This window comes from Granulicella cerasi, from assembly GCF_025685575.1.
Classification (GTDB): Bacteria; Acidobacteriota; Terriglobia; order Terriglobales; family Acidobacteriaceae; genus Granulicella; species Granulicella cerasi.
Window position 1 is genome coordinate 99,573 of sequence record NZ_JAGSYD010000005.1, and the last position, 22,327, is coordinate 121,899.

21 protein-coding genes are annotated in these 22,327 nt (G+C 61.7%); 13 read left to right on the forward strand and 8 right to left on the reverse strand.

The window, feature by feature from the left end; all coding sequences use genetic code 11:
- Positions 1–68: 68 nt before the first annotated feature.
- Positions 69–1,523: a glycoside hydrolase family 32 protein gene (locus tag OHL11_RS15565; protein WP_263372458.1), complete on the reverse strand. Its 1,455-nt coding sequence runs from the start codon at positions 1,521–1,523 to the stop codon at positions 69–71.
- A gap of 302 nt (positions 1,524–1,825) precedes the next feature.
- On the opposite strand from OHL11_RS15565, the gene OHL11_RS15570 reads away from it, so the two are divergent.
- The 9 genes from OHL11_RS15570 (at position 1,826) to OHL11_RS15605 (ending at position 10,649) form a co-directional block, all read left to right on the forward strand.
- Positions 1,826–2,272 carry an arginine repressor gene (locus tag OHL11_RS15570; RefSeq protein WP_263372459.1) on the forward strand — a complete coding sequence of 149 codons (447 nt, stop codon included), beginning with the start codon at positions 1,826–1,828 and terminating at the stop codon, positions 2,270–2,272.
- On the forward strand, positions 2,265–3,335 hold the full coding sequence (gene argC / locus OHL11_RS15575) for an N-acetyl-gamma-glutamyl-phosphate reductase (RefSeq protein ID WP_263372460.1): 1,071 nt from the start codon (positions 2,265–2,267) through the stop codon (positions 3,333–3,335). The genes OHL11_RS15570 and argC overlap by 8 nt, the downstream gene beginning before the upstream one ends.
- Before the next feature lie 212 nt (positions 3,336–3,547).
- Complete coding sequence (gene argB, locus OHL11_RS15580; RefSeq protein WP_263372461.1) at positions 3,548–4,330, forward strand: acetylglutamate kinase; 783 nt, start codon at positions 3,548–3,550, stop codon at positions 4,328–4,330.
- A 155-nt stretch (positions 4,331–4,485) separates the two neighbouring features.
- Positions 4,486–5,706, forward strand: a complete 1,221-nt coding sequence (locus OHL11_RS15585) for an aspartate aminotransferase family protein (RefSeq protein ID WP_263372462.1) — start codon at positions 4,486–4,488, stop codon at positions 5,704–5,706.
- 128 nt (positions 5,707–5,834) lie between these two features.
- Positions 5,835–6,881 carry an ornithine carbamoyltransferase gene (argF, locus tag OHL11_RS15590; RefSeq protein WP_263372463.1) on the forward strand — a complete coding sequence of 349 codons (1,047 nt, stop codon included), beginning with the start codon at positions 5,835–5,837 and terminating at the stop codon, positions 6,879–6,881.
- A gap of 216 nt (positions 6,882–7,097) precedes the next feature.
- Positions 7,098–7,445, forward strand: a complete 348-nt coding sequence (locus OHL11_RS17450; protein ID WP_449555726.1) for an immunity protein Imm33 domain-containing protein — start codon at positions 7,098–7,100, stop codon at positions 7,443–7,445.
- A 17-nt stretch (positions 7,446–7,462) separates the two neighbouring features.
- Entirely contained in the window at positions 7,463–8,959 is a 1,497-nt protein-coding gene (gene argH / locus OHL11_RS15595) for an argininosuccinate lyase (RefSeq protein ID WP_263372464.1), read from the forward strand.
- Positions 8,952–9,527: a GNAT family N-acetyltransferase gene (locus tag OHL11_RS15600; RefSeq protein ID WP_263372465.1), complete on the forward strand. Its 576-nt coding sequence runs from the start codon at positions 8,952–8,954 to the stop codon at positions 9,525–9,527. Before argH ends, OHL11_RS15600 begins: the two co-directional genes overlap by 8 nt.
- 6 nt (positions 9,528–9,533) lie before the next feature.
- Positions 9,534–10,649 (forward strand): glycosyltransferase, encoded by a 1,116-nt coding sequence (locus OHL11_RS15605; protein ID WP_263372466.1) that lies wholly within the window; start codon positions 9,534–9,536, stop codon positions 10,647–10,649.
- Positions 10,650–10,663: 14 nt separating this feature from the next.
- Here OHL11_RS15605 and OHL11_RS15610 read toward each other — a convergent pair whose 3' ends face one another.
- Entirely contained in the window at positions 10,664–11,314 is a 651-nt protein-coding gene (locus tag OHL11_RS15610; RefSeq protein WP_263372467.1) for a CatA-like O-acetyltransferase, read from the reverse strand.
- A 73-nt stretch (positions 11,315–11,387) separates the two neighbouring features.
- Between OHL11_RS15610 and OHL11_RS15615 the strand changes: the two genes are divergently transcribed.
- Positions 11,388–12,857, forward strand: a complete 1,470-nt coding sequence (locus tag OHL11_RS15615) for a hypothetical protein (RefSeq protein ID WP_263372468.1) — start codon at positions 11,388–11,390, stop codon at positions 12,855–12,857.
- Between the two features lie 116 nt (positions 12,858–12,973).
- On the opposite strand, the gene OHL11_RS15620 is transcribed toward OHL11_RS15615, so the two are convergent.
- From OHL11_RS15620 to OHL11_RS15640, 5 genes are all read right to left on the reverse strand, one after another.
- Entirely contained in the window at positions 12,974–13,900 is a 927-nt protein-coding gene (locus OHL11_RS15620) for an OmpA family protein (RefSeq protein ID WP_263372469.1), read from the reverse strand.
- Between the two features lie 309 nt (positions 13,901–14,209).
- Positions 14,210–15,055 carry an ABC transporter ATP-binding protein gene (locus OHL11_RS15625; RefSeq protein ID WP_263372470.1) on the reverse strand — a complete coding sequence of 282 codons (846 nt, stop codon included), beginning with the start codon at positions 15,053–15,055 and terminating at the stop codon, positions 14,210–14,212.
- 131 nt (positions 15,056–15,186) lie between these two features.
- Positions 15,187–15,777, reverse strand: a complete 591-nt coding sequence (locus OHL11_RS15630; RefSeq protein WP_263372471.1) for a histidine phosphatase family protein — start codon at positions 15,775–15,777, stop codon at positions 15,187–15,189.
- Between the two features lie 106 nt (positions 15,778–15,883).
- A complete protein-coding gene (locus OHL11_RS15635; protein ID WP_263372472.1) occupies positions 15,884–17,011 on the reverse strand; it encodes an FAD-dependent oxidoreductase in 1,128 nt (375 codons plus the stop codon).
- A complete protein-coding gene (locus OHL11_RS15640) occupies positions 17,008–18,561 on the reverse strand; it encodes an FAD-dependent monooxygenase (RefSeq protein ID WP_263372473.1) in 1,554 nt (517 codons plus the stop codon). The genes OHL11_RS15635 and OHL11_RS15640 overlap by 4 nt, the downstream gene beginning before the upstream one ends.
- 45 nt (positions 18,562–18,606) lie before the next feature.
- Here OHL11_RS15640 and OHL11_RS15645 point away from each other — a divergent pair, with 45 nt between their 5' ends.
- Positions 18,607–19,284, forward strand: coding sequence for a TetR/AcrR family transcriptional regulator (locus OHL11_RS15645; protein ID WP_263372474.1), 678 nt, complete (start codon positions 18,607–18,609; stop codon positions 19,282–19,284).
- A gap of 7 nt (positions 19,285–19,291) precedes the next feature.
- On the opposite strand, the gene OHL11_RS15650 is transcribed toward OHL11_RS15645, so the two are convergent.
- On the reverse strand, positions 19,292–19,882 hold the full coding sequence (locus tag OHL11_RS15650) for a TetR/AcrR family transcriptional regulator (protein ID WP_263372475.1): 591 nt from the start codon (positions 19,880–19,882) through the stop codon (positions 19,292–19,294).
- A 116-nt stretch (positions 19,883–19,998) separates the two neighbouring features.
- On the opposite strand from OHL11_RS15650, the gene OHL11_RS15655 reads away from it, so the two are divergent.
- Together OHL11_RS15655 and uvrB are read left to right on the forward strand one after the other, a co-directional pair.
- Positions 19,999–20,139 (forward strand): hypothetical protein, encoded by a 141-nt coding sequence (locus OHL11_RS15655; protein WP_263372476.1) that lies wholly within the window; start codon positions 19,999–20,001, stop codon positions 20,137–20,139.
- An 88-nt stretch (positions 20,140–20,227) separates the two neighbouring features.
- Entirely contained in the window at positions 20,228–22,222 is a 1,995-nt protein-coding gene (gene uvrB, locus OHL11_RS15660; RefSeq protein WP_317890658.1) for an excinuclease ABC subunit UvrB, read from the forward strand.
- Positions 22,223–22,327: the final 105 nt, after the last annotated feature.

Below are 22,327 nucleotides of genomic sequence, written 5' to 3' on the forward strand. Positions count from 1 at the left end.
GATCAACTCGGACATCAGGATCAAACGGACTGCTTGTCCAACGGACTGCGCAGAGCTGGCTCGATCACCTACTTCCTGAGCGTCCACCCACGCGCCCGCATCTTCACTTCGGCGCCCAGTGGCTCGAGCGCAACCTGTCCACTCGGCGGATACACGAGGTTCGTCATCGCAATCGCTCCCTGCTGCGCAAAGACCTCCACCGACGACGCATCCACAATCACATCCAGATCGAGCGGCAACGACCGTAGCATCTTCGCCTCAGTCCGCACTGCGAAGCCCTTCGCCACCGGCACACTCGAGTGTGAGCGATCGACAAACATCACGCCACGCTTCACATCGAACCCCACATCCACCCAATGCGTCGCATCGTAGCGCACCCGGACACCGGCCGACCCCGCCTTGTCGGGCTGCAATGACACCCGATACTCCACCGGGGTTGCCACCGCCGCGCTCGCGTCCTTCAACTCCGCACCATGCAGCGCCTCGACCACCGGCTGTTGCACCAGAACATACTTGCCCTCCACCAGGCGCGCGCTCAAGCGCCGTGGCAGCGTCATCTGTCCGCGCCAGGGCTTTGTCGGCACCTCCGCCGCGTACTCCCAGTTGCTCATCCAGCCAAGGAGCACCGGCTTCTCGCCTGCGGGCAAATGGTTATAGCTGATCGCGCAGTAGCTATCCTTGCCCCAGTCCGTCCAGCCGTTCTCCTGCTGGCTCGGGAGTCGCTTGAAACTCGTCCCGTCAAACGTTCCGATGAAGTATTGCTCTCCCGAACCGCCCTGCAGTCCGCCGGGATTCAGCCCCACCTTCAGCGCCCAGACGCTCTCGGCCGAGCCTTCGACCGGCACCTTTAGCAAATCAGGGCACTCCCACTGCCCCGCTACATCCCCCGCAGGTCCAAAGCTTGAAATCTTCTCCCACTTCTTCAGGTCCGGTGAGCTATACATCGCCACAACGTGATCGTCCGGCAACGCGACCGCCATCAGCCAGGCCTTGCGTGGCTCGTTCCATGTCACACTCGGGTCACGAAATTCCTTCATGTGCAGGTCGAGCACCGGATTGCCTTTATAGAAGCTCCACGTCCGGCCGCGATCCTGGCTCACCGCCAGGTTCTGGTCCTGCGTATAACGCTTCGAGTCGCCGCCGATGATGTGGTGTCCCGTATACACCGCCACCATGCAAGGCGTTCCCCCTGCGCAGAGCCCGCTGGAGTTCCGCTCATCCACGACTACGCTGCCGGTGAAGATCATCTCGCCACCATGCTCCGGCAGCGCCACCGGCAACTCTTGCCAATGCAGTAAGTCCTTCGATACCGCATGGCCCCAACTCATGTGGCCCCACACGTCGCCCTGCGGGTTGTACTGATAAAAGAGGTGGTACTCGCCCTCGAAGTACACGAGCCCATTCGGATCATTCGTCCAATGCTCGCGCGGCGAAAAATGCACCTGCGGGCGATACGGCTCGCTCTGCGCGAACCCAACGCCCTGCAAGACGAATACGATCAATAACGCCAACAGCGCATTCATCCTAAGCCCCATCCCTTACCTGTCCTTCAATCGCGTTCCGACACTGGATCGCCGAGAATCACGAGTACTCCATGCACTGCAGCGACCGCCCCTCATCCTACCCGCAACGCTCAAGCGTATGACACCTCAGACGAACATCTCGCCTCCCGCGTTTTCCCACAACAGAGTGCAGCCTCAGGCCTTGACAAATCGCGGAACGCATATTTATACATAGATAGTGGATATTTATTCACCGTGACGCGGAATCTCTGGCGTCACTTTTTCTTTGCCGCTGAAAGCGCCCTGAAAGGAGGTCGCACCGCATGAAAAACCAACGCCACGGCGTCATTCGCGACCTTCTTATTAAGGCGCAAGTCGAGAACCAGGACGTCCTTCGCCGCAAGCTCGCGCAGCGCGGCATCCACGTCACGCAGGCCACGCTCTCACGCGACATCAAGGAGCTCAACCTCCTCAAAGGCCCTGCGGGCTACGCCCTGCCCGAGTCCTTCGCCGTGCCGGAAGAAGATGACGACGAACCCGAACTCGCCGACGTGCTCGGCAACTTCGGGCTCGAGGTGCGCCAGGCGCAGAACCTGCTCGTCTTCCTCACGACCACCGGCGGAGCGCAGCCCATCGCCGCGCACATTGATTACGAAGACTGGACCGAAGTTGTCGGCACCGTAGCCGGCGATAACACGGTTCTCATCATCTGCCCTGACAATAAGCAGGCAACCGCGCTCAAAGCGCGACTGGACGGATACATTGGCTAGCACCCCGCAAAACTCGCTTCGTGTCGCTGTTGCCGGAGTCACCGGATACGCTGGTGCCGAGCTCGCGCGCATCCTGCTCGATCATCCGCGCTTCGCCACGAACCCGCCCATCTTCCTCGGTCGTCCCGAGTCCGAAGGCGGCGCAGCGATCTCGCTGACCTCGCTGCATCCGAACCTCTCCGGCCTGCCGAACGCCGATGACGCACGCGTTATTCCCTTTGACTGGAACGAGCTCCAGCGCGAAGGCGTCGAGCTGATGTTCCTCGCCACGCCCCACGAGCAGTCGCGCGAGTGGTCGCAGCAGGCGCTCGCGCATAACATCCGCGTCGTTGATCTTTCCGCTGCCTGGCGCCTCGACACGCCCGCATACCGCGCCATCTACAAACTCGAAGACACGGCCGCCACCGATGCGCTGCAGCAGGAAGCCGTTTACGGCTCGCCCGAACTGCACGCCGCCGAAATCAAGACCGCGCGCCTCGTCGCAAACCCTGGCTGCTACGCCACCTCGGTGATCCTCGGCCTCTCCCCCGTTGTGCGCGCGAACATCGTGGACCTCTCCGCAGGCATCATCGCGGACGCGAAGTCCGGCGTCTCCGGCGCGGGCAAGGCGCCCACCCCGGGCACGCACTTCATGTACGCCGCCGACAACCTCTCGGCCTACGCGATCTTCGGCCACCGCCACACCGGCGAGCTCTACGAACAGCTCAGCTTGCAGCCGGATCAGATCCAGTTCACGCCTCACCTCTTGCCCATTCCGCGCGGCATCCTTTCGACTATCTATGTGCGCTTCACGGAGCCGCAAACGATCATGTCGCTGCAGGCGCTCTTTGACGACTTCTACCGCGATGCGCCGCTCGTACGCGTTCGCAAGTCGCCGATGACGCCGCAGATCCAGCACGTAGTCCGCACCAGCTTCTGCGACATCGGCTTTCAGCTTTCGCCCGACGGCAAGCGCGCGGTCATCATCGCCTGCCTCGACAACCTCCTCAAGGGCGCAGCCTCGCAGGCCGTTGAAAACATGAATCTCATGGCCGGATGGCCGCAGCAGGAAGGCTTGATCTAATGCGCACCACGCTTCACACCAATACCCGCGGCCTCGAACCGATGGACGAACGCAACGAGTTCATCCAACACATCAGCCGGCCAGCAATCCAAGCGAAGCAGACAACAGCACCAGAGCAGCGACAACTCGCCACGCAACCACGCTGATCTTCTGTCCTGATCTGTCGCCCATCGCATCTCGAACCTCGCATCTCGCATCTTCGGAGTAGCCTCATGAAATTCGTCATCAAGCTCGGCGGCGCCGGCCTCGAAAATCCCGAAACCCTCGCCCTCGCCGCGAAGTCCCTGACGCAGCTCGTCGAAGACGGCCACAAAGTCGCGGTCGTCCACGGCGGCGGCACGCAGCTCACCAAGCTCCTCGCACAGCTCGGCAAAAAGTCCGAGTTCGTCGCAGGCCTCCGCGTCACCGACGCCGAAACCCGCGACGTCGCCCTCATGGTGCTCGGTGGCCGTGTGAACAAGACCCTCGTCGCCGCGCTGAACAAGGCAGGCGCGAACGCTGTCGGCCTCACCGGCGGCGACGGCCACGTCTTCAAGGCGCGCAAGAAGCACACCGAGCACGACCTCGGCTTCGTCGGCGAAATTGCCGCGACCGACCCCAAGTGGCTCGATGCCATCTGGACGTTGGGCGCGATCCCGGTCATCTCCTCCATCGCCCTCGGCATGGACGGCGAGTACTACAACATCAATGCCGACGAAATGGCATCGGCCTGCGCGGTCGCCACCCAGGCCGACGCGCTGGTCTTCCTCACCGACGTCCCCGGCGTGAAGGGCGCAGACGGCGAAGTGATGCGCTGGCTCTCGCTCAAAGACGTCCCCGAACTGCAGAAGCAGGAGGTCGTCTCCGGCGGCATGCTGCCCAAGCTGAACGCCTGCAAGGAAGCTCTCGCGCACGGCGTGAAGCGAGTCCGCATCCTGCCCGCCGACGCCGCTGATCTGCTGCCTGCCTTCAGCTCGCAGCGCATCGACCGAGGCACCGAAGTCCTCGCAGCCTAACGCAAAGCTCGCAGCTCAGAACTCGTAGCTCAGACCAAATCGCGAGCCCAAACCAAACGAACCACCGAGATCATCGCCGAAATCTCTGATCTCTTATTTCTGATCTCTAGCACTTCTTTCTGACCTCCAGCACTTCGCCTCGAAAAGGAAACACCATGAGCCTGACTGATCTTCAAGCGAACGAATCCAAGCTCCTGTTCCACACCTACGCCCGCTACCCGCTCGAGCTCACGCGCGGCGAAGGCGTGCGCCTCTTCGACGACGCCGGCAACAGCTACCTCGACCTGCTCAGCGGCATCGGCGTCTCCGCGCTCGGCTACGGCCACCCCGCCATCACCGCGGCCATCACCCAGCAGGCCAGCACGCTCATCCACACGAGCAACCTCTTCTACAACGCCGTCACCAGCGACCTCGCGCTGCGCCTCACCGAGATCACCGGCCTCGATCGCGCCTTCTTCTGCAACTCCGGCGCCGAAGCCTGGGAAGCCGCGATCAAGCTGGCGCGCGCCCACGCTCTGCTGCTGCGCAACGAGGGCAAGCAGATCGGCACGAAGATCCTCGCGCTCGAACACAGCTTCCACGGCCGCACCATCGGCGCCGTCTCCACGACGCACAAGACCGCTTACCGCGAGCCCTTCGCACCCGTGATGCCCGACGTCGTCTTCATCCCGCACAACGATGTCGAAGCCCTCAAGGCGACCTTCGACTCCAGCTTCTGCGCCATCGCGTTTGAAGTTCTCCAGGGCGAAGGCGGCATCAACCCTATCTCGCAGGAGTTCCTCGCCACCGCGCGCGAACTCTGCGACGCCTCCGGCGCACTCCTCCTGCTCGACGAGATTCAGTCCGGCATGGGACGCACGGGCAAGTGGACCGCTTACCAGCACTACGGCATCCAGCCGGATGTCACCACGCTCGCCAAGCCTCTCGCGGGCGGCATCCCCATGGGCGCGATGGTCGCCACCGAAGAGGCCGCGCGCGCCTTTACCCCCGGCATGCACGGCACGACCTTCGGCGGTAACCCCTTCGCCTGCGCGGTCGCCGTCGCGGTCATCGACGCCATCAAGAACGAGGGCCTGCTCGCGCACGTCACCGAAGTAGGCGAATACTTCAAGCAGCAGCTCATCGACCTCAGCAAGAAGCACTCGGCGATCATGGAAGTCCGCGGCACCGGCTTCATGCTCGGCGCAGAGATCGAGAACGCTGATCTCGCGAAGTCCATCCTCGAGCAGATGATGTTCGACAAGCACATCATCCTGAACCGTACGCACGAAACGGTCCTCCGCTTCCTGCCCCCGTACCTCATCACGAAGACCGACGTCGACACCACCATCAAGGCCCTCGACGAACTCCTCGTCGCCGCCGCTGTCGTCGCATAAACTGACAGCTGAAATCTGAAGGCTGAGAGCTGAAACTCAGAACACGGAACTCACGACTCAGCACTCGAACCAAACGCACCACCGAGACCATCGCATCTCGCACTCAGCACTACCGGAGCACGAACAACATGGATCCCATCGTCATTCCGACCCGCGGCTTCTCCTCCAAGGCCGCAGCATCCCTTCAGTCCGACACCCGTTTCACCGAGATCGCCAAGGGCCTCGCGGGCCGCGACCTCTGCTCCATCGCGGACTTCTCCGCTGAAGAGCTCGCCGCCGTGCTTGAGCTCGCGCACGCTGTCAAGGAACAGCCCGAGGAGTTCCGCCACGCCCTCGACGCCAAGCAGATGGTCCTCTTCTTCGAGAAGGCCTCGCTGCGCACGCGCCTCACCTTCGAGTCCGCCATCAACACCACCGGCGGCAACGCGATCTTCGTCGACCAGACCAAGGAACCCCTCGGTCAGCGCGAATCCATCCCCGACGTCGCTCGCAACATCGAGCGCTGGATGTCGGTCATCGTCCTGCGCACCTTCTCGCACGAGACCATCACCGAGATGGCCGCGAACGCCAAGATCCCAGTCATCAACGCGCTCTCTGACCTCGAGCACCCCTGCCAGGCCGTAGCCGACTTCATGACCCTCGAAGAGCGCTTCGGCTCCGTCGCGGGCCTCAAGTTCACCTACGTCGGCGACGGTAACAACGTCTGCCACTCGCTCATGCTCGCCGCCGCTCTGCTCGGTGTGCACATGACGATCGCCACGCCCAAGGGCTTTGAGCCCTCGCTCGAGATCATCCACAAGGCCATCGAACTCGCCGAACAAACCGGTGGCACGATCACCCTCACGCACGACGCCACCAAGGCCGCTACCGGCGCCGACGCCATCTACACCGACGTCTGCACAAGCATGGGCCAGGAGGCCGAAGCCACCAAGCGCGCTCCCATCTTCAAGCCCTACCAGGTGAACGAAGATCTGATGTCCAAGGCCACCGACTCGGCAGTCTTCATGCACTGCCTCCCCGCACACCGCGGCCAGGAAGTCACCGACGCCGTCCTCGACAGCGAACAGTCAGTAGTCTTCGACCAGGCCGAAAACCGCATGCACGCCCAGAAGGCGATCACCCTGATGCTCCTTGGCGGCGCCAAGCGCCTGCCCAAGAACAAGGTCCGCCGCTAACGCGAGGGAGGAGAGCTTCTAGCCGCTAGCTTCTGGCTTCCAGCTCTCCTAATCCCCGAGACTTGTCCCCCTCTGCAAAGCAAAGGAGCTGCTTGTCGGCCGCGAGTCACAGCCCTCGCGGTGCCAACGAACCTACTGAAATTTAATATCTGGACGGCTGACAATCCAGCGTAAACGGAATCGCAGCAAATTCAGTGGAAGATGGAACCCGCAGACATGACAGCAGAACATATCCGAATCACACAGCGAGAAACGTGTTTGCGATATGAGGCGGATTGCGTACCTGCAATCGCGACAGCAAACTGCGGGCTTGCAATCCAGACAGAGGGACTTACACCACTCCATGGGCTTCGTCATCCTGTAACTGAGACCACAACGGGTTGGTATATCTGGCAAGGTGAGTACTCCTCCTCGCCCGACTTCTTCACTGCAACTTGCACAGCGCATGTTTATAGTTTCGTGCCTCAGGTAGCTCCTTACCTCAGCTTGCCGCCTGGTTATCGTTTTCTTATGGCAGATGGACATATTGACATCTGGTTTGATCCAACATTGCTCAATACATAACGGAGATCCGCTTCACGATGTCTACGACCACCGAACAACCCGCCCTCAAAATGTGGTCCGGCCGCTTCCGCGAGCCGCTTGATCGCACCTTCGAGCAATGGCAGCGCAGCTTCCCCTTTGACTGGCGCTTGATCCCCCAGGAAATCGCCGCGAGCCAAGCCCACGCGCGCGCCATCGCCGCCGCAGGCGTGCTCACCGACGACGAGCTAACCAAGATGCTCGCCGGTCTCGACGCCGTCGGCCAGCGTCCGCTCAACTGGGCGCATCGCATCTCCGCCACCTCCGGCATCCCCGACTACGAAACCTCCAACCAGCAGATCGCCGCCGCCATCGTCGCGTCCGCGCCGCAGGCCGAGGACATTCACCACTACGTGGAGCTCGAGCTCACCCGCGAGGTCGGCTCGCTCGCGCTGAAACTCCACACCGGCCGCTCGCGCAACGAGCAGATCGCCACCGACATGCGCCTCTTCGTGCGCGATGCCATCGACGCCACCACCGTCGGCCTCATCCGCTGGGCCTCCGCGCTGCTCGACCTCGCCGAGCGCGCAGGCGACGACGTCATGCCCGGCTACACGCACCTCCAGCGCGCCGAGCCCGTCCTCGTCGCCCACTGGCTCATGGCCTACACCAGCATGATCGAGCGCGATCTCTCGCGCTTCGCCGACGCACGCGCCCGCATGAACTTCTGCCCGCTCGGCAGCGGCGCCATCGCCGGAGCCACCCTCGCACTCGACCGCACCATCGCGGCCAAGGCGCTCGACTTCACCGCGCCCACGCCCAACTCCATGGACGCGACCAGCGACCGCGACTTCATGCTCGACTTCGCACAAGCCGCCTCCACGCTCGGCCTGCACATCTCGCGCTTTGCGGAAGAGCTGACCCTCTACGCCACCGCCGAGTTCGGCTTCGTCGATCTGCCGGAGGCCTTCTCCACCGGCTCCTCCGCGATGCCGCAGAAGAAGAACCCCGACCTCACCGAGCTTGCACGCGGCAAGAGCGGTCGCCTGCTCGGCGCAAGCACGGCGCTCGCGACCATCGTCAAGGGCCTGCCGCTCGCTTACAACAAGGACCTGCAGGAAGGCCAGGAGCAGATCTTCGACATCGCCGACACGCTCGCCGGTCTGCTTTCTGTGCTGCCCAACTTCACGCGCTCGCTGAAGTTCCGCCAGTGCGCGATGGCTGTCGCCGCGGAGACCGGCTACCTCAACGCCATGGCAGCGGCGACCTACCTCTCGAACAAGGGCGTGCCCTTCCGCAAGGCGCATGAGATCGTCGGCAACGCCGTCCGCATGGGCCTCGAGCGCCACCTCGAGCTCGGCCAGCTCCCGCTCGCTGACCTGCAAACGCTCTCGCCTGAGTTCGCCGAAGACTTCTTCGACGCCATAGACATCCGCGCGACGCTGGACTGCCACGACAACTCCGGCGGCACCGCCATCGCGCAGGTCCACGCCGCGCTGCACGCCACCAAGGCCCGCATCGCTCTGCTGGGAGCAAAGGAGGGCGCACTTGGCTAGCGATCCGAATATCCGCGCCCACAAGGCCCGCCTGCAAGACGCAGAAGACATCTTCAACCTGGTCAACTCACTCTCGGGCGACGGCACACTCCTGCGCCGCTCCTACGCCGAGGTTTGCGAGAACATCCGCGACTTCACCGTCGTTCATCGCGCCACGCCCGAGGGCGAACAGACCTTCCTCGGCTGCGGCGCGCTTCACCTTTACGGCCCACACCTGGCTGAGATCCGCTCCATCGTCGTGAAGCCTGAGTACCGCGGCCTCGGCGCAGGCGACGAACTCATCGAAGCTCTCATGCACGAGGCCGAAGAGCACGAGGTCGTGAGCGTCTGCCTCTTCACGCGCATCCCCGACTACTTTGCGCACCTCGGCTTCCGCGAGGCCGATCGCGACGCGATGCCGGACAAGATCTACAAGGACTGCCAGACTTGCCCGCGCCTCTACGCCTGCGACGAAATCGCGATGGTCAAAGGACCGTTGCCCAACATCGCCGTCCTCGGCCCTAAGACCGTCCAGCGCCCCGAACTCGTGCAGATCAACCCTGTCGCGCAACTCACCGGCACCCGCTAGCTCACGATGCTCGTCCTCGCACTGCTCGCGCTTGCAGCGTGGCTCTATCTCGCCACGCTGCATGGCCGATTCTGGCAATCCGGCCCCACGCTCCCTGAAGCCCAGGACGCCACCGCCTCCATCGCTGTCATCGTCCCGGCACGCAACGAAGCCGAGTCCATTGCGCACAGCCTCGGCTCACTGCTTGCCCAGCAGTACAGCGGCGCACTCAGCATCATCCTCGTGGACGACAACAGCACCGATGGGACCGCCGCCATCGCCGCTGCGCTACCGCACGCCGAGCGCCTCACCATCATCAGCGGTCAACCGCTCCCCGCTGGCTGGAGCGGCAAGCTCTGGGCCGTGCATCAGGGCCTGCAGCATCCGCTCGCGCAAGCCGCAGAGTTCGTCCTTCTCACCGACGCCGACATCCTGCACGCGCCGACGCATCTCGCCACGCTCGTGCACCGCGCGCAAACGCACGGCGACGACCTCGTCTCCGAGATGGTTCGCCTGCACTGCGACAGCGCCGCCGAACGCGCTTACATCCCCGCGTTCATCTTCTTCTTCCAGATGCTCTATCCGTTCGCACAGGTGAACGATGCGCGCAGCCGCACCGCGGGAGCCGCAGGCGGCACTATGCTCATCCGCCGCTCCGCGCTCGACCGCATCGACGGCGTCGAACGCATCCGCCAGAACCTCATCGACGACTGCGCCCTCGCGCGCGAACTCAAGCAGAGTGGCGCACGCCTCTGGCTCGGCCACGCAGAACTCGCCGACTCACTCCGCATCTATGCCGACCGCCGCGAGATCTGGAACATGATCGCCCGGACCGCGTACGTGCAGCTCAATCACTGGCTACCCACGCTCGCAGGCTGCATCGCTGGCATGACGTTGCTCTATCTCGCCCCACCGGCGCTCACCCTCTTCGCGCATGGTCTTACGCGACTCATCGCACTCATCACATGGCTTTTGATGGCTGCACTCTTCCAGCCCACGTTACGCCGCTATCGGCGTTCGCCGCTGTGGGGACTGGCGCTGCCGGGCATCGCGAGCTTCTACCTCGCGGCCACGATCGCCTCCGCTTACCGCCACCACGCGGGCCGCGGCGGAGGATGGAAGGACCGCACCTATCCCGCATAGGCAGCCGGCGTGCCTCAGTCCTCTGGCCGTGCCAGATAACCCTGAAACGCCTCGACAAATTCCGCGACATGCGACCCATCCATCAACGCATGGTGCGCATGGATCGATACCGGCATGGTCCTTCTACCGCCCGACTCCGTGATCTTTCCGAAGGTCACCCGCGGCGCCGAGTCCGCGCGGCTATAGTCCCGCGCATGTGAGATCGACGTAAAGTCCAGCCACGGCAGCACCGAGTAGCGAATCAAGTTCTGATACGGAAAACGCTCCAGATCGTCGCGCTCCTTCACGGCCTCGAACACCTTGGCGCCCTCGCGCGCAAATTCCGCGATCCCCGCCCGATACGGATAATGCCCAAAGCCGATCGTGCCGTTCGCCCGCCCCACGGCGCTTCCACCGTGAATCGTCTCGAACGCGAACACCTTATCGCCCACGATGCGAGTCTTCATCGCTGCAAGCCCATTCGCGGCTTTCAGTGAGCGATGCTGGAGCGATAAAAAGATCGACAGGCCACTCTCTTTCGCAAAGCGAAAGGTCTCCGTGCAATCCACGCGCACGCAAACGCCGTGATAAGGCTCATCAAACTTCGCAAACATCTCCAGCAGCGCGCGCCGCTCCCAGCGCTCCACATCAATCTCGATCGCAGTCGTATCAAACTCGTTGAACATACGAACCCAGCTTACCGCGCTTCGTTCATCCAAGCCGCCCCTCGCTTCCGATACACTGGCCACTCCAAGACAAATGACATCCGCACGTTCTTCACTTGAGTCTTTCGTCGGTCGCATCGTCCTTATCCTCTGCATAGGGATTGCGCTCTTTGCCGCGATCATTCCGATTGCCAGCACCTTCTTCCGTGTCGAGCTCAGCTACAACGAAGGCTGGAACATCTATAACGCGGTCACGCTCGCAAATCACGGCGTGCTCTATCCGCTGCGCGAAGGTTGGACGACCGTCAACTACCCGATGGGCTGGTACGTGTTGCTCGACGCACTCCACACCGTCACGCATGATTACTGGTTTACCGGCCGTGTCGTCACGCTGCTCAGCTTCTTCGCCGTCTGCATTCTCGTCGCGGCCATCCTGCGCAGACTCGGCGTGCCCCTACGTCCCGCATGGATCGCCGCACTCTTCTGCTTCGGCACCTTCTGCGCCACCAGCACCGACATCTTCGTGCATACGCAGTACATCAACGCGAACGACCCGCAGATCTTCTCGATCATGCTCTTTTGCCTGGGTACGTGGATCTACTTCGTAGCCTGCGATCGCGCACTGGATCCGCGCCTTCTTGCACTTGCCGCGCTGGTCTTCGTTGCGGGCGCGTCTGTTAAGCAGAACACCGTAGCCCTCGCCATCACCGTCTGGCTCGACCTGCTCTACCGTTCACGCGCAAAGACACTCTTCTTCACTGTATGCCTCGCGATCTTCGCGGCCATCTCGCTCGCGCTGCACATCCACTTCGGTGGCCCCGGCTTCATCCACGCGATCCTGCTGCCACGCGTCTTTCCTCATGGCAAGGTCTGGTTCACCTTCCACCTCGCCTTCGGCACGTTGCTCATCCCGCTCGCCATCGCGGCTGTCACGGCAGTGCTTGAGCTTCTCAAGCCCACCGCAAGCCGATTCGTGGTCATCTACTTCGCACTCTCGGTCACCATTGGCCTTATCTTCGCGCGCGCACAAGGTGTCTCGGTCAACTGCTTCTTCGAGGCTGTCATAGCGATGACCATGCTGATCGGCCTGCTGCTCGCGCGCCTTGAATCCTCCGGCGCGTACGCACTCGGCCACACCATTACGCTGGCAGTCTTCGCGCTGCTCTTCATTCCGATCTGCCGCGGCGACATCCTCGACCCCATTGGTCGATTGCACGATCTCCAACACAGCCAGCATGAGTTCGACGAAGAAATGATCGTCATGCGCCCCGCTCCCGGCGCCGCCCTCTGCGAAAGCCTGCTGCGGTGCTATGCGGCGCAGAAGTCATACCTCTACGACCCATTCAACGCAACACGCCTCATCTACATCAATGCGATCCCCGTGGCTCCGCTCAACGAAGCGATCACGATGAAGCGGTTCAGCATTATCGAACTGCAGGCTCCTGCTGAAGAAGCCATCAGCATTCACTCCGAACGCTTCCCGCCCTCATCGCTGCTCGCGATCCAGCAGCACTATCGACTCGTGATGCATCGCACGGACGCCAACATCTACGTCCCCCGCTAAGCGCCTGCAAGATCGAAGGCTCCATCACGAGCAACAGAAAAGCGGCGATCGATCCGAGACCAAAGTCTCTTCACGATCGCCGCTTCGTCATCTACCGGCTGAGTTAGCAGTCGTTGTTATTCCTGGCCAGCAGGGGCGGGAGCCGGTGCTGCGGCAGTTGCAGGAGCCGCGTCGGGTCCACCCGTGATGCCCTTGTTGACCATGACCGTCACCACTACACGGCGGTTCTGAGCCTGGCCCGAACGCGAGTGGTTATCAGCCACCTGGTTCGTCGTACCCATAGCTGCGGGTGCAAGGATGCGAGTCAGCGGCACCGCACCCGACTGCTGAATGATCGTCAGTACGTTGCCTGCACGCTCGCTGCTCAGACGCTGATTCATCGCGGCGTTACCCGTCTTCGACGCATAGCCCTGCACCTGAATCATGTAGCCCTGCATGGAAGAAGCATTCTTCACGAAGTCTTCCAGAGCGTCCTTGTCCTTCTTCGCAACAACAGCGCTGCCATTGCGGAAGTTGATCGTGATCGAACCCTTCTCGTCATACGTGTCGAGCTGGCCGATACGACCGTTCGTCGCAGTGATCGCCTGTCCGTTCTGAGCGATCAGGTTGCCATGCTCATCGATGCGGCGGCCCTGCTCGTCGATACGGTTACCAGCAGCATCGAGATCGCGACGCTGGCTCATCAACTGATCGCCCTGCGAAGCCACCTTGGCGTTCACCGGGTTCAGGCCTGCGTCGATCTGACGTGCTGTCTTCAGCGAACTCTTCGAGAACTCAACCTTCTTCGCAACCAGTTCGTGGTCAGGATCAAACGATCCGTCCACCTTCACTTCGAGACCCGGAACCAACGCGGCCACACCCAGATCCTTCTTACCGCTGAAGAATCCACCCTTCTGCAATGCGCGGGTCGAATCCTGGAGGATCACGATCTGACGCGGTGAATCACCCGTCTGCACATACATCTTCGGGCCGTCACGTCCGATGATGAGACCCTGCACCGTTGCTTCCTGAGCCACAGCCGAAGCCGAGAGTACAGTAAACATCGCTGCTGACATACCCAAACCAAGGACGTTCTTGAATCGACGCTGATTATTCATGCGTTTCTTCCCTTCTCGTGTGTTATCCGTCATGCAATACCTACGCGTACCGAGCACTGCACTCCGTCTTATCCACGCGGGTTGAGCTTCAAAGCTCTTCCCCCTGCAGACTTTCGATCAGACGCACGTGGTCCCCGAAAGGGATGCCGCCTCACGCTCCCCTAACTTTCACGAGAGCAAAACTTCGCTGGACGATACTTCAGCAAACCAACGAAATCAGGTCGAAAATCGCGCATTTATAACGAACTCAAACACTTACCACGCGTTGAAAAAACCGTCTCGCTCACTCATAAAAATGCGTCTGCCGAACAATTCACTCAGTTGAGACTCATTCAGCAACGCGTCCTTGGCTCCATCCTCGATGATCCGCCCATCGCGCATCATCACGATGCGATGCATCTCGGGCAGAATGTCCGCGATGTGATGGGTGATCAGCAGGATCGCCGTGCCTTGCTCAGCCAACTGCTGCATCAACTCACGTAAATCCTGCTGCGCGGCAAGGTCGAGCGCGTTCGTCGGCTCATCGAGCAGCAACATCTTCGGATCGCTCGACTCACCCACGCCACGATTTCCCGCAATCGCGCGGCCGATCATCACCCGCCGCGTCTGACCTGCAGACATCTCGCCCACGTGCTTGTCGCGCAGCTTCTCCGCACCCACCAGCTTCAGAATGTCTTCAGCTTTCGCACGCATCTCTTCCGTCACGGTCAGGTTCGGCCACAGCGTCGACGCCGAGAAGAAACCAGTGAGGATCGCGTCATAACCGCTCGTCGTCAACGTTGGCTTACCCGGCAACTCCGCGCTTACCACGCCCATGCGACGCTTCAGCTCAATGAGGTCCCAACGCTGACGCCCCATGATCTCGACGCGCGTCTTCGGCGGCGTGCGCGTGCCGAGCAAACGCTCTGCGCTATCCTCGCTCAACGACAGCGGATACAGCTCACAGGTCAACGTCTTCAACAACGTCGACTTGCCACATCCATTCGGCCCCAGGATCACCACATGCTCGCCGCGCTCAATCCGCAGGCTCACATCGTTCAAGATCACCGACGCTCCACGCGCCACAAAGACATGTTCCAGATCAACAATCGGCTGACTCATACTCCTTCAGCCTAACCGCCGTCCACGAGGCTACAACGAATTCCAATCCGCCAATAAGCTGACGGGCTGTGCAAACAAGAAGAGCGCCAGCCGAAGCCAGCGCTCTTTGTATCACTGTCGTGCAGAACTTCTTACTCAAAACTGCGGTTCCATCGCGAAACCACCCGCGTCTCGCGCTCGAAGCCCAGCACGCTCACACTGCCGGTGCTCAGCGCAAACAACCGACCGTTCACTGCGGCCAGCTTGATCCAACGCGCTGTCAAAATCCGCAGCACATGCGCGTGAGCAAACAGCGCGACTTTGCCACCATCACCGGCAGCCTCCAGCGCCTTCGCAATGATCTTGTCGCAGCGCTCACCCACAGCATCAACGGTCTCGCCCCCGATCACGCCGTTGTCCCAGACATTCCAGTCAGGATCGCCCAGCTCCTCGCGAATCGTCTTCGTGGACTTGCCTTCGGTCTCGCCGTAGTTCCACTCCATCAGGTTCGCATCCACCTGCATCTGATCGCCAAAGCCCGCGATCTTGCACGTCTCCTGCGCACGCTTCATCGGCGATACATACACCGCCGCAAACTTCGTGTCCTTCAGGTAGTCGCGCAACTCTTCCGCGCGGACACGACCATGCTCGGTCAAATCGATGTCCGTCGTCGACGTATGTCGCCCATCCAGCGACCACTCCGTCTCACCATGCCGCACCAGCCAAACTTCCGCTTTGCTCAAAGCAACACCTCCACTGCCACTATAAAACCCATCCAAAACTCAAGACTCGCACTCACCACTCAAAGCCCAGACTCGCAGCCCTTAGCTTTGTAGGACACCGGACAAATCAAACGTGCTCCTGCTCGCCGTGCCCCGCAAAGAAATCCAACAAGCTCTGTGGCGAACCGTCCCCCAGCATGAGTTCCTGCATCACCTCTGCATCAGCCGCTGCCGCTGCACTCCGGGCAAACATCTCCTTCTCAAACCGAGATAACGCCGATTCGATATCGCCATCGCACGCGGCGAGCATCTTGCCCAACTCCGCTCCATCAAACATCGCCAGATTGGCGCCCTCGCCCGACGGAGCCATCAAGTGCGCAGCATCTCCCAGCAGCGTTACACCTGCCACGCGAGGCCACCTGTGGTCCACCGGCAACGCATAGATGCGCCGCAACACCGGTGCTCCGTCACATTCCGTAATCAACGCACGCAACGAATCAGCCCAGCCCTCAAACTCCGCTGCCACACCCTTCACCGTAGACGCGCGATCAACAAACTCCGCGCCCCAATCCTCCGGCTTCTTCAACATCACATAGCTGTGCAGCACCGCGCCCGGCTCGCGATGCGCGCCGATTCCCTTGCCCGGCGACATTGCAAACATCGACCCGCCACCCAGGGCTTCTGCGGTCGTCGCATGGCGCACATCCGCATCCTTCAAATACGTCTCCACATACGTAGTGCCCGTATACACCGGCTTCGCGTCAGACACCATCGGCCTCACACGCGACCACGCACCGTCCGCGCCGACGACCAACTCAGCCTCGGCGCTCGGGCCCTCCGCAAAGACCAATCGGTGCCGCGCATCTCCGAGCGCTTCGACAAACTTCAGCTTGCGCCCCCACTGCACCGTGTCCGTTGGCAAAGACTCCAGCAGAATCCGCCGCAACTCTCCGCGCGGCACCTCCGGTCGCCCGCCCGTGCCATCGTCAGGATCATCCATCAGCACACGCCCATCCTTATCCAACGCGCGCCCCTGCTGACCGCCGGGATGAATCAGCTTCACAAACTCGTCGTAAAGTCCCGCAGCCTTCAACGCTGCCTGGCCATTCTCCACGTGAATGTCCAGCATCCCGCCCTGCGCACGAGCCTCCGGCGAGGCCTCTGCTTCATACACCGCCGCGGCGATGCCATGCACGTGCAGCACGCGCGCTAACACCAACCCACCTAATCCCGCTCCGACTATCGCGATCTTCATGCCGCCACCTTTCGCGCAAACCAACGTTCCAATACCCTACGCAGCGGCACATCACTCTCCGCTACCCAGGCCACAATGCCATCCGGCCTCACCAGCACCGCTCCCAGCCCCAGCGAATCCTTCGCCACGCGCCGCGCATACGGCAACGCAAACTCCTCCGCCGTCGCACGCACTGCATCATCCCCCGCGAAGTCGAGCAATACGCCGCGCCCATCACGCAACAACGTCGCCATCGTCGCACCATCGTCAAACGCAAAGTTCGGCGCACTCATCCCCACCAGCGGATGCGCATCACCAACCTCATAACGCGTGGTCACGCCCCACACACGACCGGCCACGTAGGTCGCACCATCGCGCGTCTCCATCATGTCGCGCATGATCGCGTGCTGGGCCCGCGCCTCTGGCGTCGGCTTCATCATCGCCACCTGTGCGCGCGACCAATCCAAGACGCTTATGCCTACCGGTATTCGCTCCGCCTCATAGCTATCAAGCAAGCTCTCCTCTGCCTCGCCTGCGATCACGGCTGCAAGCTTCCAGCCAAGATTCATGGCATCGCCCAGCCCTAAGTTCAGCCCCTGTCCGCCGAGCGGAGCATGAATGTGCGCCGCGTCCCCCGCCAGCAACACGTTGCCCTTGCGATAGCTCGTCGCCTGCCGCGCACGGTCCGTCCACGTCGTCGCCGCGAGCACCGCAGTCACTGTCACCTCCGACTCCGAGATGCGCCGAAGCACCTCCTGCACATGCTCTCGTGTGATCGGCCGCCCCGACGCATGAAACGCTCCGCCATCGAAGTCCTGCAACACCATGTACCCCGGCTGCGACTGCAGATACATCCCGCGCGTCGTCATCACACGCCCCGGCTTCAACGCCTCAGCACCGTGCAACTCCACACTCAGCGAATATCCAGTGAACTCCGGTTCCGTACCTTCGAACGCAAACCCACCCTGCTTGCGCACCACGCTCCGTGCGCCATCACATCCCACCAACCAGCGCCCACGGAAGTGCCGCTCACCGCACTCCACCAGCACGTGATCGTTCCCCCACGCGTAACCCGTCATATCCACACCCCGCAGGATCTCCACGCCCAACTCTTCCGCGCGACGCGCAAGGATCTGCTCCACTTCAGCCATCTCCGTCAACATGATCGGCGGCGCCGAACTCTCCAACCGATACTTCCACTGCGACGAATCCACCAGCCCCTGCTCGATCGGGATCCCTGCGAAATGCCCGATGGGCCGCTTCGCGCCCTGCGGCATACCCGCATGAGGATTCTTCACGCGCTTCGTCACCTCGAACTCATCCAACAGCCCACGCGTGTCCAGCGACTCCACCGAAGGCGCGTTCAGCCCGCGCAACCCGAACGGCATCCGCTTCAATGGCGAGTCCGCCTCCACGCTCTTCTCCAGCACCAACACCGAGCGCTCTCGCATCGCCAATTCGCACGCGAGCAACAACCCCACGGGCCCAGCGCCCGCGATCACCGTGTCGTACATCGACTTCGGCTTCTCGCCCCGCGCAACAAACTCGACAAACACTTTACGGAACGTCATTCCATGATGATGGAACGACATTCCATTTTGTGTCAAGATAGAGTCATGCCGAAGCGAGCCGCCACCTCAACCCGTCGAGAGGAGTCACTCTCGCGTGAACGCATCATCGAAGCCACGATCGAACTACTCGACGCCACCGGCGAAGCGGGTCTCACCTTTCGCGCTTTATCCGAACATCTCGCCACCGGCCCCGGAGCCATTTACTGGCACATCGCCAACAAGAACGAACTCCTCGCAGCCGCCTGCGACACAGTGATCGCACGCACAGTAGACTCCACGCCCATCACCACGCCCGAGGCCACGATCCGCGCGCACGCGCTGGCCATCTACGACCTCATCGACGAGCACCCTTGGGTCAACTCCGCCATCATGACCGATAGCGAAGGCAACTCACCGCTTGTGCACATCCTCGAGCGCATCGGCCAGCAGATCCGTCTCCTCCGCGTGCCCAAAGCGCAGCAGTGGAGCGCCATCAGCACCCTCGTCGGCTACATCCTTGGCATCAGCAAGCAGAATGCGGTCAACCGACAGTTCGGCATCACTCACAACCTCGACCGCAGCGAATTCCTCGATCGCATCGCCACCAAGTGGTCGCAGCTAGACGCGAAGACCTACCCGTTCACGCACAGCATCGCTGACCGCATCCGCACACACGACGACCGCGACGACTTCATCGCCGGCCTCAACCTCATCCTCCGCGGCATCAACGCTCCAGCTCGTTAGAACTCAGCTAGACCGCATATAGCCGCATCATCGCGGCCACCGCTCCATCTACTACCGCCTTGCGGAAAGCCTCTCCTGTCGGCAGCTCTATCCCGATCAACCGTGGCCAAACGAGCGGCTCGGTCACCAGACCGAAGAGCTGCCACATGGCGAGTTCCGCGTTCGGCACACGCATTCGCCTGGCACGATGCATCTTCTTCAGCCACTGCATCAACTGCTCCATCAGCGGCAGCTTTCCACCATCGCCCGGCCGAACCACCAGCCCCGGAAACCGCTCCGACACGGCAATCGCCATCCGCAGATACGGCACCATGTCCTCGGCAGTCCAGAACCGCACGATCGCATCGGCGACATAGCGCAACGTCGCCTCCACCTCGCCGCTGTCCTCCCAGCTCAACTGCGGAAAACCCTTCCAGAATTCCTCTACAGCAGCTAGAAACATCGACTCCTTGCCTGCCGGAAACTGGTTGTACAGCGTGCGCCGCGCGACGCCAGACATCTCGGCCACACGGTCCATGCTCGCCGCGTCGTAGCCATCCTCCAGAAACACCCGCATCGCCCCGCGCAGAATCTTCTCCCGCCCCGATTCTCTCGCCATCCCGCTCACCTCCCGAAAACTTGCACTCCCGAGTCTACTTCTTCTGCATCCTTTCACCACGCTTCTGCGTCCCATAAATATGCATTGCACTATGCAGTGCAATATAGGAGCCTTCCATGTCTGAGACTAAGCCCGTCCATCACGACATTTTTCGCGAACACGCTACCCTCATCTACTGCGGTCTGCTCGCCGTCACAATCGCCATCGCCGCCGTCTACATGGTCATCGTTGGCGTGATCTGGTACTTCATGCAATAAAACTCAAAGCTCGCAGCCCATACTTCTAAGCTCAAATCCAGAACGGCACCTTCTCCGTCCTTTCGCTTTTTCGGAGTAAGCTATCAGGATGGACTTTCAGCTGCAGACAGACTACGAACCGCAGGGCGATCAACCGCAGGCCATCCGTGAGCTCGTCTCCGGCATCAACACCGGCGAGAAGGACCAGGTGCTGCTCGGCGTTACCGGCTCCGGCAAGACCTTCACCATGGCGAAGGTCATCCAGGAGCTCAACCGCCCTGCCCTCATTCTCGCGCACAACAAGACCCTCGCCGCGCAGCTGTACCACGAGTTCAAGCAGTTCTTCCCCCACAACGCTGTCGAATACTTCGTCTCCTACTACGACTACTACCAGCCCGAGGCTTATATCCCCTCCGGCGACCTGTACATCGAGAAGGAGTCTACGATCAACGACGAGCTGGACAAGCTGCGCCTCAGCGCCACGCGCTCGCTCTTCGAGCGCACCGACTGCATCATCGTCTCCTCGGTCTCCTGCATCTACGGCCTCGGATCGCCAGAAGCCTACTACGGCATGTTGCTGCTGCTTGAAAAGGGCCAGAAGCTCAAGCGCGAAGACATCACGCGCCGCCTCGTCGAAATTCTCTACGAGCGCAACGACGTCGACTTCCGCCGAGGCACCTTCCGCGTCCGCGGCGACATCATCGAGGTCTACCCCACCTACGACGAGAACGCCTTTCGCATCGAGCTCTTCGGCGACGAGATCGACTCGCTCTCGCAGATCGACCCGCTCTTCGGCACCGTGAAGCAGAAGTACTCGCGACTGCCCATCTACCCCAAGAGCCACTACGTCGTGCAGCCCGAGCGCAAGACCGGCGCCATCAACTCCATCGTCTCCGAGCTCACCGAGTGGGAGGCGCAGCTAGAAAAAGAAGGCCGCCTCGTCGAAGCCCAGCGCATCCACCAGCGCACACGCTACGACCTCGAGATGATCAAGTCCGTCGGCTACTGCCACGGCATCGAAAACTACTCACGCCACTTCAGCGGCCGTCTCCCCGGTGAGCCGCCTCCGACCCTGCTCGACTACTTCCCCAAAGACTTCCTCTGCTTCCTCGACGAGTCGCACGTCACCGTTCCGCAGCTACATGGCATGTGGCATGGCGATCGCTCGCGCAAGCAGAACCTTGTCGACTACGGCTTCCGCCTACCCTCGGCCATGGACAACCGCCCGCTCCGCTTCGAAGAGTGGGAGACCCGCATCGGCCAGACCATCTATGTCTCCGCCACGCCCGGCCCCTACGAGCTCACCAAGTCCGCCGGCGTCGTCGTCGAACAGATCATCCGCCCCACCGGCCTCGTAGATCCGCCCGTCGAGATCCGCCCCGTCAAAGGCCAGATCGACGACCTCCTCGCCGAGATCCGCCTCCGCGCCGAGCGCAACCAGCGCGTACTCGTCACCACGCTCACCAAGCGCATGGCCGAGGACCTCGCCAACTACTACACCGAGGTCGGCGTCCGCTGCCGCTACATGCACTCGGAGATCGACACCCTGGAGCGCATTCGCCTGTTGCGTGCCCTGCGCAAAGGCGAGTACGACGTGCTCATCGGCATCAACCTCCTCCGCGAGGGCCTCGATCTGCCGGAGGTCTCGCTCGTCGCCATCCTCGACGCGGACAAGGAAGGCTTCCTCCGCTCGCAGGGCTCTCTGATCCAGACCATCGGCCGCGCCGCCCGCAACGTCGAAGGCATCGCCATCCTCTACGCCGACAAGATGACGGACTCGATGCAGCGCGCGCTGGACGAAACCTCCCGCCGCCGCACCAAACAACAGGCTTACAACGAAGAACACGGCATCGAACCCCGCTCGGTCATCCGCTCGATCGACGACTCGCTGGCCACGATCCTCAAGGCCGACTACCAGGACCTCGCCGAAGAAGTCGAAGACCCCGCCACTCTCAACTTCGCCAACCAGCAGGAACTCGACGCCTACATCACCAAACTAGAAGCCGAAATGCGCGAATCGGCGAAGAAATTCGAGTTCGAGAGGGCCGCGAAGCTACGCGATCAGGTTAAAGAATTACGTACGAAAGAGTTCTTATTCTCGTAGCTCCTGGCCAGAGCTTACTTCGCGCGATAATAACTCCCGAAAATTTTGCTGCAGAATTGTGTTGTCGAGAACTCAAGTCAACCTTATACTCGGGCGCATGCGAGC